Annotated in this window: 8 protein-coding genes; 6 read left to right on the forward strand and 2 right to left on the reverse strand. The window is 41.5% G+C overall.

Going from position 1 to position 10,017, the window contains the following annotated elements; genetic code table 11:
• Positions 1–109: 109 nt before the first annotated feature.
• Entirely contained in the window at positions 110–1,561 is a 1,452-nt protein-coding gene (gene focA / locus L4C33_RS16055) for a formate transporter FocA (RefSeq protein WP_428813425.1), read from the reverse strand.
• A 248-nt stretch (positions 1,562–1,809) separates the two neighbouring features.
• On the opposite strand from focA, the gene L4C33_RS16060 reads away from it, so the two are divergent.
• A complete protein-coding gene (locus tag L4C33_RS16060) occupies positions 1,810–2,715 on the forward strand; it encodes a LysR substrate-binding domain-containing protein (RefSeq protein ID WP_428813426.1) in 906 nt (301 codons plus the stop codon).
• Positions 2,716–2,909: 194 nt separating this feature from the next.
• Entirely contained in the window at positions 2,910–3,416 is a 507-nt protein-coding gene (locus tag L4C33_RS16065; protein ID WP_428813427.1) for a DUF1097 domain-containing protein, read from the forward strand.
• 114 nt (positions 3,417–3,530) lie between these two features.
• Here the strand turns inward: L4C33_RS16065 and L4C33_RS16070 are convergent, their stop codons facing one another.
• A complete protein-coding gene (locus tag L4C33_RS16070; protein WP_428813428.1) occupies positions 3,531–5,171 on the reverse strand; it encodes a DUF2813 domain-containing protein in 1,641 nt (546 codons plus the stop codon).
• A 248-nt stretch (positions 5,172–5,419) separates the two neighbouring features.
• Between L4C33_RS16070 and L4C33_RS16075 the strand changes: the two genes are divergently transcribed.
• From L4C33_RS16075 to L4C33_RS16090, 4 genes are all read left to right on the forward strand, one after another.
• Positions 5,420–7,162, forward strand: coding sequence for a bifunctional metallophosphatase/5'-nucleotidase (locus tag L4C33_RS16075; protein WP_428813429.1), 1,743 nt, complete (start codon positions 5,420–5,422; stop codon positions 7,160–7,162).
• Positions 7,163–7,679: 517 nt separating this feature from the next.
• On the forward strand, positions 7,680–8,684 hold the full coding sequence (locus tag L4C33_RS16080) for a TerC/Alx family metal homeostasis membrane protein (RefSeq protein WP_428813432.1): 1,005 nt from the start codon (positions 7,680–7,682) through the stop codon (positions 8,682–8,684).
• 315 nt (positions 8,685–8,999) lie between these two features.
• Positions 9,000–9,188 carry a hypothetical protein gene (locus tag L4C33_RS16085; RefSeq protein ID WP_428813430.1) on the forward strand — a complete coding sequence of 63 codons (189 nt, stop codon included), beginning with the start codon at positions 9,000–9,002 and terminating at the stop codon, positions 9,186–9,188.
• Positions 9,189–9,307: 119 nt separating this feature from the next.
• Positions 9,308–10,003 (forward strand): DUF1223 domain-containing protein, encoded by a 696-nt coding sequence (locus L4C33_RS16090; protein WP_428813431.1) that lies wholly within the window; start codon positions 9,308–9,310, stop codon positions 10,001–10,003.
• Positions 10,004–10,017 lie beyond the last annotated feature (14 nt).

A 10,017-nucleotide genomic window follows, 5' to 3' on the forward strand; every position in this document is an offset into this window, starting at 1 on the left:
GTCTGGTTTCATTGGTCAAGCACGGTATTTGCGTGCTAGCTGAATTAGTGAAAAGGCGTGAAATACTATTCCACGCCTTTTCTATTCTTTGTTGCTTAGTGATTTACGCTTATGCGGTTTCTAGTTCTTTGTCTTCAACGACATTCAAACGTTCGCCATAAATAGGTCGTAGAGCCTGCATAATAATACCGCGGTCAATAACTCCAACAAGCAAACCATTGTCCAGTACAGGTAATATGTGCGGCTGGCTTACTTTCATTGCCTTCGCTCGTTCCTCTAAAGATAGGCTGCTCATGCGAGTTGCAATGCCCATGCTAGAGGTTGGATAAAGCTGCTCTTTGTCGATACATAAAAACTCAGCGACATCGACTAGCTTGTCTTCGCTACCGATAGCTATAACGTCACGACTCATTAAATCGACCACTTTTTGGTTTTTAGCGGGGATATAGTCCTGGCACCATAAGTCGACCATTACATCGTGTACTGAAAAGAATCCTACTAAGCGGCCAGCTACGTCACATACAGGTGCAGCAGTAAGATTGGCACTAAGTAAAGTATCAATCGCAACTGCCGTAGGCATTTCTACAGTTAAAGTGACTGGTTGAGTGTTCATGATGTCTTTAACAAGCGAGTTAGTGTTCATAGTATTTTCCTTAACTGACGTAATAGTGACTGTTTTTGTTATTGCGCTAATGTGCGCTGCTTTTAGTTGTGGTCGGCGATAAATGCTCCAGTTTGCAAGCCCAACAAGTACTGAACCACCTACGATGTTACCTAGCGTGACTGGTACTAAATTGGCGCTGATAAACTGCATAATGTTTAAGTCGGCGTACTGACTTGGGGTTGCCCCAATTTGTAACCAGAAGCTTTCAGGGGCGAAAGTTTGAATAGAGATACCAAGCGGCACCATAAACATATTTGCAACGCAGTGTTCAAAGCCGCTGCTGACAAACATTGCTACAGGCAAAACCGTCATCGCAGCTTTTGTCATGGCATTAGCAGAGCTGAACGTTAACCAAATGGCTAAACACACCAATAAGTTACACAGAACGCCGAGTGCAAAAGCCTGTACAGGACTGTGATGTAGCTTATGTTGAGCAATGTTGAGGGCATTTAGTCCCCATTGCCCTTGGTCCATTTGATATAAGCCCGCCGCACTGACTAGTGCTAGAAGGAATATGGCACCGATAAAGTTACCTACATAAACTTTCCCCCATATCGAGAGCATTTTGCTAAATGTGATCTGCTTATTTGCCCATGAAATGCTGGATAAAACAGAGCTAGTAAATAACTCACCGCCACAGATAACGATTAGAATTAGCCCCATGCTGAACGCGATGCCACCAGCAAGTCGGCTTAGTCCCCATCCTGCATCTTGACTTCCCGTGGTTACCGTAATGTAGAAAAGAAACGCTAACCCGATGAATGCACCAGCCATAATGGCGAGGCTAAGAGTCATACTGCTGCTTTTATTCGCTTTACTAAGTGCAAACTTTTCAGCTTCGGCCATCATCTCTTTTGGAGAAAAAAGTTGATGATTTTCAGAACTGTTTGCTGTCATAACTCCTCCTCAAATTAACTCTCATAACAAGTCCTAATGTGTGATTTAAAATGAATGCAGTTGTGTATTTCCTGACTGCCAATTCAGATTAAGAACATTTGGTGTAGAGGTAAAATTGATAATTTTGACAATCTCTATCAAATTAATTGATATAGTTTTTAGGGGGAGTAGAATGAAATCAATTGCTCATGAAAAGAGTAAAACAAGAGTGATTTTTTGTATCAGTTGGTGAAATTAGGGAAGAGAATTTGCGTTATTCATTAAAACAACTCACCGTCTTCGATGCTGTCGCTGACTCGGGAAGTGTAAGCCTAGCGGCAGACAAACTGGCTTTGACTCAATCAGCCACCAGCATGTCTTTAGCACAATTAGAAAAAATGCTTGGCCGCCCTTTATTTGAAAGGCAGGGCAAGCAAATGGCTTTAACCCATTGGGGTATGTGGCTAAGACCTAAAGCTAAACGTCTATTGCAAGACGCTCAACAGATTGAAATGGGGTTCTATGAGCAACATTTATTGAGTGGTGAAATTCGCTTAGGCGCAAGTCAAACCCCAGCAGAGCATTTAGTACCAGACCTTATCAGTATTATTGATAACGACTTTCCTGAAATGAGGATTGACCTGGGTGTTAAGAGTACGCAGAGCGTGATAAACGGAATACTCGATTACAAATACGACCTTGGCGTTATTGAAGGTCGTTGTGACGATAACCGACTTCATCAAGAAGTGTGGTGCCAAGACCATCTAACAGTCGTAGCATCAGCTCATCATCCGTTCGCAAAGTGTGAACGCGTAAGCCTGGCGCAGCTAGAGCAAGCCAAGTGGGTATTACGTGAACATGGCTCAGGGACTCGTAAAGTGTTCGATAGCTCAATACATCACTTAATAGAAGATCTTGATGTTTGGCGTGAGTATGAACACGTTCCTGTTTTACGAAGTTTAGTTGCAAATGGACAGTATCTAACTTGTTTACCTTTTTTAGACGTGGAAAGGTTTATTGAATCGGGTCAGTTAGTTGCTCTGAATGTTCCTGAGTTAGAAATGGATCGTACACTTTCGTTTATTTGGCGTGCTGACATGGCTGAAAACCCTTTAGCTGAGAGCATTAAACGTGAAGGGAAACGAATGATGAAGCGTAAGCCGTCCATATTTTAAAGAACAATCTTTCCATATCTAAATAACTATTAATGTTGTTTTAACGATTGCGTCAGAATACTAATGAAAAGTACGTTGTCCGATACATGGCATATGTGACTTTGATCACCTGAAAATGATGATTCTTCCCATAATATATTGTCTTGATTTTATGTGAGGCTAAGTTCAGTAGTGTCTACGGCTTAGAAAAGAGTATGAGTACATTAGTCGCGATTTCGTTAACAACAGGGATTTTGTCCGGCCTTTGGGGATGGATAGCCATATCATTTGGTTTGCTGTCATGGGCTGGATTTTTGGGTTGCACCAGTTATTTTGCTTCCCCGACAAGTGGGTTCAAAGGACTGGCTAGTAGCCTGTTAACAAATATGACCGGCGTATTCTGGGCGATGGTGATTATCCATAGTTCTACTTTTGCTGGCCTAGAGATWCTTGGTTACGTTATTACCGCAATTGTTGCCTTTTTAATGTGCATACAAGCAAAGCAAACATGGTTGGGTTACATCCCAGGTACGTTTATTGGTTGCTGTGCAACATTTGCAGCGAATGGAGACTGGCAACTTGTCGTGCCTTCTTTGTTACTCGGCGGTGTATTCGGTTACTTGATGAAAACAACAGGGCTTTGGCTACACGGAAAATCAAATCAGTCTTCAGAGGACAGTAAGCAGGCTATCAAAGTGTCGGCAGATAAAGTGCAAGCATAGTGATGAAAGGCTTCTGAATTAGAAGATTACCCCCAATTAATTTGTATAAAGTATTTGTACAGGCACATCTATTTAGATGTGCCTTTTTTGTTCGTTTTTTAATGTAGCAAAATCTTAGGTGTTTCCATTGGCCATGGTAATGACCCGCTTGAGTGTCCAACGTAACAATAGAGGAATACACTCTTGCCCTCTATTTTCACAATGAGAAACTATGGCTAAAGCTAGGTCTGGTTTAGCGTGCTTTTTGAGAACTTTACTTACTACTTTCTTGGGTGGAATAGGGTGATCGTGAGGGATCTTAACCATATCCTTAAAGAAGTTTTCGAACCCATTAGAATATAAGTAATGCTCGATATCTTTTTCAGGTAGTTCCGTTAATCGATGCCTTGCTTGATCTTGCCCCAGTTGCGACATCACCGCTGCTGCGTATTTTTTCCCTGCAGCATCGCCATCTGTCACCACATGCCAATCAATACCAAATGCTTTAGCGACCTTAATCAAAGCTTTAAGTCCTGACTGTGCAAATTCAATGATCTGTACGCCTTCTGCTGCCAGATTAAAACCGCACTGATTAGCCAATTCATTGAATAACCAAACCTCAGTTTCACCTTCTACCAATAGCCAGCAACGAGCGTAAAGCGCACCTGAGCGGTGGAAACGAATGTGAAACCCAATTCGTCTCAACTCATCTTTACAGAACTTATTTGTATTCAATTGTGTTGCAATAGTCTTGTCTGATTGGCGTACTAAGCGACGAATAGATTGCAAGGGAACAGCTGCAAGTAGGTCTCCACTGTTTGTGGTAAGGATTTTTTGCATCGGGAGCTGCTGAAGTAAGCCCCATGCTCTGGCAAGATGTGTTGGGTGGAGTCGCCCTTCGGGATCTTCCAGGATCAGCAAAGGTCGCGCGCAGCGCCGAAGGTCGGTTGGGCCTTTGGCTTGTAGATAGGCATTGAGTAAACCCATAAACAATAGTCTTGTCTGTTTGTTCTGAGTTTCTTCAACAATTTGATGAACACTTTTGTCGTTTGGAGACATCGCATACAACAACCCGTCTCTTGGCTTTCTAGGGTTCTTGCGTGATTGGCTCTTAAAAGAGAAGTAGTGGTCAACTAAAGTCTGCATTGAATTTAAGCTACTGCGCATTTCACCTTTATTAACGTGGCCGGGTATCGCTAGTAGTCGTCGGCAAGTGTTGTCGATGCGTTTTTCTGCGCGGCCATTTGCGCTCACAATGGTGTTGTTGATATTGAAAGGGCGGTCAAAGTAACGTGAGTCTCGTAAGCGGATCACCGGATGAAGCGTCATTAACTCGTGTGCGAGCTTTTCTGAATGATGAAGTTTAAGTGGATTGCCTTCTAAATCGAGAAACGCATAGTGTGTCGTCGTTTCATACTGTTCAAGCGTGGCACTGATTCGATAATAAATTCGATGAGTTCCGAACTCATCTTCTACCCAAATGGGTTTTAGCCGCCGGTAGCGACCTGAGTTGAGTTCACTTTTGTCATTGGCTTTAAGTGACAAGACAATTTGAAGGTGTTGCGATTGAGGGTGAGAAATAGAGTAGTCAACATGGAAGTCTTGCATTTCAAACTGGTATGGCACGCCATCAGCGGGCAAAACAACAGACAACGCATCAAGTAATGATGACTTACCCCAAGTATTTTCGCCTATTAACGTTGTCAGCTCATCAAAAGCTAATGACAAACGCTTGATACCGCGAAAACCAGAAATCTCAATCCTTTCTAGTTGCATAGGCAGCTCCTTAGCGAGTGAACCTGCTAATGCTTTGAAAGCTAACAGGTATCATTAATCATAATAGATAAATTTCGCTGAAGTAGGTTGTACGGTCACAATTGTGATTCAAATTTTTGAAACACGTGTCCTCTTATATAATGTGACCGTGTAAAAAGATAAGAAATTTCTTTGCAGTGGAGTTTCATAAAATTCACGATTCTGTCATGATTCTGAGCTTAGTATGGAAGGGAAAAGAGAGAGAATATATGAAGAAAGAGAACCAGCCAGTCAAGATGGTACTGGCACATATTAACGACACCCATTCCTACTTTGAACCGACATCATTACAGCTATCATTAAAAGTGAACCACAGCATCATAGAACCTTATGTCAGTGCTGGTGGGTTTGCGCGTATTGCCACACGATTCAAACAACTAAAAGAAGAAGCGAAACGTCAGGGCAAAGGTACATTGTTTCTACATGCGGGAGATTGCTTTCAAGGAACGCTGTATTTTTCTTTGTTTAAAGGTCGAGCAAATGCAGACTTACTCAATTCACTAGAAATTGATGCAATGACCTTAGGCAATCATGAACTTGATATGGGTAATGAACCGGTCGCTAAGTTTGCTCGAAAGATTAACTTCCCCTTATTGGCGGGCAACTGGGATCTTTCTAACGAAGACCAGTCAAAAGAACACACACTCGTCAATAATTCGCTGGTCAAGTCTTACCTACCAGAGTCACAAAGTGCTGACTTTATAGTAAAAGAAATTGATGGCGAACCAATTGCTATTTTTGGGTTGTCACTCGATAAGATGGCAGACATTGCAAACCCAGATTTCGATACCCCTTTTATTAATGCTATTGAAACGGCACAAGCCACATTAGAAGCAATTCATGCGCAGGGTATCAATAAAATTGTTCTATTAAGCCACTTAGGTTATGACGCAGATTTAGAACTAGCAAAACAGATACAAGGTATCAGTATTATTGTTGGTGGGCATAGTCATAGACTCCAGGGTGATTTCAGCGATATTGGTTTAGCTAAAGACGATGACTATGGCGTAAAAATTGGCGATACATATGTTGTGCAAGCGGGTTTTCATGCGATGAGCCTTGGTCATTGTGAAGTCGAATTTTCCGCTGATGGTAAGATCACTAAGTTTAATGGTAAGAATGAACTATTACTTGGTCGTAGATTGTTCTTGGATGCGAATTTGAGCGAAACAGGTAGTGATCATGCACATGAACTGGCTTGTAATTTTCTTAATGCTCATTCAAATGTCGTGGTGTGTAAAAAAGATCCTGATATCCAAGGGATACTGATTAATAAATACATCCCGCGCGTAAGAAAGCTTCAGCAACAAATTATTGCCTCAACCGACACTAAGCTTCGTCACGTAAGGATTCCTGATGAACTAGGGCCAAGTGAACTGGCTCCTTTAGTTGCTCAGTCTTTTGTTTACAGTATGAATAAGAAAGGGCATGAGGTTCAGTTTGCGATACACAATGCTGGCGGCGTTCGTAATTCGCTGAATGCTGGGCAAGTGTCAGTGGCAGATATTGCCGGAAAGCTGCTGCCTTTTGCCGTTCCAATCGGTGTCTATCAATTGAGTGGTAAGGCATTAAGACAAACACTGGAAGGGGCAATTAATAATGCCTTGAATAATGGTGTTGTCGGAACAGGTTCTGGCAGTTTTCCTTATACCCATAACTTAAGCTTTCATTACGATGCAAAGCGCGCTCAAGGCGAACGTATCGTTGACCTGAAGATATACACTGAATCAAAGGGTTGGTCTGCTGTAGACGCTGAAATACAATACCTAGGTACATCTTCTGCTTATACCATGAAAGGCAAAGAAGGCTATGACGCGATATTAGATATGGTAGGAGAGGGGTTCGTATCCAACTTATCTATGGCTGATTGTTTTAGCGAGTTTTTGAGTGATAATCCAGGTGCATTGAACCAAGGTCACTCTTTTGATTGTCTAGTTAACGGCTTGGTATAATACTTGCTCATGTTTACTACCACCTTGGAGCTAATGACTTCAAGGAAGGCAACCTTTAAACAATGAAGTTTAATGAGGTTAGGGAGAAAACATGTGGAATCAAGATTGGGTTGATACTGTTGTCGTTGTTGGCTGGGTTTCAGCATGGTCAGCACTTGTCTATTTTGCGCCACTAGCAGGTGTATGAAAGAACAAGTTAGCCATTCGCTAGGTGAATAGTGTTAACCGTAGTGATACATAAAAGGAGCTTCGAGCTCCTTTTTGTATTGTGGAGGAAAATAAATGTAGACGGCTTCCTATTTCAGCCATAATATCCACTTGTTTGGGGAGTAGTTAGCGCAAGCTTATTTATCGTCATCTCGTTAAGCAATAGCTTATCCGGTAAATAAGAGTGGATTCCATCCACTTCAACGAGACCAACGCATTCAACGCTGAAATAACAGATTTTAATGTCTGCTATTTAGTATTTTTTGTTTGCGGAAGGTCTAACTACATAGTTCTTCCGCCCGGAGGAATGATGAACTCAACACAATCCTTAACTGTTATCAGTGACACAGCTCAACACTCGTTTTTATCTTCTAGCTCTATGACTTACGTAGGATTCTTTCTGCTAACTTTAGTGCTGGTTTCGATTGATATCTACCAAACTCGTGGTGGCAACATAACGATTCGTAAAGCCGCAATTTGGAGCATATTTTGGTTCTTGTTGGCTTTCGTGTTTGCGGGCTCTATCTATTTCTTTTGGGATATTTACGCTCCGACGAGTGATTACACTAATCAGAAAGCGGTAGTGTCCTTTATTACAGGCTATTTGCTAGAGAAGTCTCTGAGCGTGGATAACTTATTTGTATTCGCGATTATTTTTTCTCAATACCAAGTCCCGGAGCACTTGCGCCCACGAGCGTTGCTATGGGGTGTTATTGGCGCATTAATACTTCGTGCGATTATGATCGCGGTTGGTGCTCAGCTACTCGCTCAGTACCACTGGGTGCTATATGTGTTTGCTGCGTTTCTAATATGGACAGGTATTAAGCTCGCTTTTGGTAATGAAGAAGAGTCTGTGAGTTCTTACCCAGAGAAGCTAATCCGAAAAGTAGCAAAGGTTACTGACGACTATCACGGCAACTCACTTATCGTGAAGAAAGCTGGGCAGTGGTTTGTAACGCCAATGGTATTAGTTATAGGTGTGATTGCAGTTATGGACGTTATGTTCGCTCTTGACTCCATTCCCGCTATTTTTGCTGTAACACGAGAACCTTTCTTGGTACTTGCTGCAAACGTATTTGCTTTACTTGGCTTACGTTCTTTGTACTTCGTACTACAAGGTATGATGGATAAGTTTATTTACCTAAAGCCAGCACTGTCATTCATCATGGTATTTATCGGTATTAAAATGCTATTGGTCGGTACAAGTTGGGAGATCCCGACTTTTGTGTCGCTAGGGGTTTTAATTACGGTGATGACATTGGCTATAATTGCGTCTATCTATAGTAAAAAAGAAATCATAGATAATGCTAATTAATAACTAGTAAAACTAATCTTAATTAGTGGTAGGCAACTAAGTTATCTATCATTATCAAAAAAGTTATTGTTAATGTTTTGTGACTTAACGCATGCTTGTAAGTGTGCTAAATAGGCGTTATTCATTGATTTACAGACTTATTGAATACTTATTCAATAAGTCTGATTTACTATTAAGTTGCATTGTTAACAGTGTGTTTCATTAGAAAAAGTAATCCCAAGTGTGAGTTTTTGTCATTTTTTCACATGCAAAAAAACGCTTATTATTCATTCCAACAAAACGACACAACGTTCACAAATTTATAGAGAGGCAATCATGGCTCAAGCAATGCAAATGAATACTATCGCTGTTCCAAACTCTATGGATAAGAAGACCTACTCGGTTAATTTCAAAGGATTGATTGCTCACATTTTCGATATTCTATTCGTAGACAACTCGCCACGTAGTTACTACGCAAATGACCTATCGGGACACATGCAAAAAGATATCGGTCTTTACCGTTAATCAAAAGCATAAGAATTTAAAGGAAGCGCCAGCTATTAGATAGCTGGCGCTTTTTTTATGGAAATTTTCTGAAAACCTCGACGGTCTATATAGGTAATGTTCACGATCCTTGGCCTGATATGAAAACTTTTCTTTTACTATCTCTCGCTGCACAACTTTCGTATGCACAAACTTGGGTTCACAAAGGGCAGCCCGCCCAAATCATAGAGTTATATACCTCTGAAGGTTGTTCAAGCTGCCCACCTGCTGATCTGTACCTCAGCGAACTCAAGGCTAACCCTGACTTGTGGAACAAAGTGATTCCGATGGCATTTCATGTCGATTATTGGGATTACTTAGGTTGGAAAGACCCTTACGCACAGCCGCCCTTTACGCTACGTCAGCGCCTTTATAAGAAGTATCAAGTCGTTGAGAGTGTTTATACCCCGAGCTTTGTGGTTGATGGCAAAGAATGGAGAGGTTTTTTCAATTGGTTAAACCAAGATTTACCAGAAGTCAGTAAACGATCGGCTAAAAAACTATCTATGACTATAGATGGCAGTCAGGTATCGATTGAGTATCACGATCAACAAGCACTTGATCTTACTTTGGTGGCGATAGCGAATGAAAGGTTCACCGAAGTGAAAGCAGGAGAAAATCGAGGTAAACGATTGGAGCATAGTTTTATTGTGTTAGAGCAACATCAGCAACGCTCCAATAATGGTTCCTGGCAGCTTGAAATCGTGTCGGAGGATTATGATGTATTGGCGTTATGGGTGACTCCGACAGACTCATTTATTCCATTGCAAACACTAGCAGCGAAGAAAACTGAATAAAACCAACAATAAAG

This window comes from Vibrio makurazakiensis, assembly GCF_050337375.1.
Taxonomy (GTDB): domain Bacteria; phylum Pseudomonadota; class Gammaproteobacteria; order Enterobacterales; family Vibrionaceae; genus Vibrio; species Vibrio makurazakiensis.

Bases quoted from the DNA above. Each gene is read 5' to 3' on its own strand.
- L4C33_RS16070 (WP_428813428.1), bottom strand. From the start codon at position 5,171: ATGCAACTAGAAAGGATTGAGATTTCTGGTTTTCGCGGTATCAAGCGT.
- L4C33_RS16075 (WP_428813429.1), top strand. From the start codon at position 5,420: ATGAAGAAAGAGAACCAGCCAGTCAAGATGGTACTGGCACATATTAAC.
- focA (WP_428813425.1), bottom strand. From the start codon at position 1,561: ATGACAGCAAACAGTTCTGAAAATCATCAACTTTTTTCTCCAAAAGAG.
- L4C33_RS16090 (WP_428813431.1), top strand. From the start codon at position 9,308: ATGAAAACTTTTCTTTTACTATCTCTCGCTGCACAACTTTCGTATGCA.
- L4C33_RS16085 (WP_428813430.1), top strand. From the start codon at position 9,000: ATGGCTCAAGCAATGCAAATGAATACTATCGCTGTTCCAAACTCTATG.
- L4C33_RS16080 (WP_428813432.1), top strand. From the start codon at position 7,680: ATGAACTCAACACAATCCTTAACTGTTATCAGTGACACAGCTCAACAC.